This is a genomic window from Pauljensenia sp. UMB6358, from assembly GCF_030216865.1.
GTDB classification, from domain to species: Bacteria; Actinomycetota; Actinomycetes; order Actinomycetales; family Actinomycetaceae; genus Pauljensenia; species Pauljensenia turicensis_A.
Genome location: NZ_JASOMS010000193.1, coordinates 1 through 261 on the forward strand (window position 1 = coordinate 1; position 261 = coordinate 261).

General features: G+C 55.6%; 1 protein-coding gene. It reads right to left on the bottom strand.

All coding sequences use genetic code 11. The features are described from left to right. A partial coding sequence (locus tag QP381_RS09150; protein ID WP_285068705.1) for a hypothetical protein occupies positions 1-261 on the bottom strand: 261 nt, incomplete at both ends.

Consider the following 261-nt stretch of genomic DNA (forward strand, 5'->3'; position numbering starts at 1 on the left):
TCAGAGATGAGCTTGCTAATAACCGCCCTATCAAAACTGCCAGTGCCAGCCTTGAGCTTATCCACCGTCAAGTCCGCGACGATCTCGGCCCCCACATCAGTTTTCACCCACGCAGTGCCATCATGAACCCATTGCCCAATAATCTTGCCAACCAAGGACGAGTCGGTGTACTGCCACCACACATCCCCCGCATGACCAGCACCAGAGGGGGTAGTGGTTGACCGCGTAATCTTGCTTTTACCATCGGCAGCGGTTTGCGCG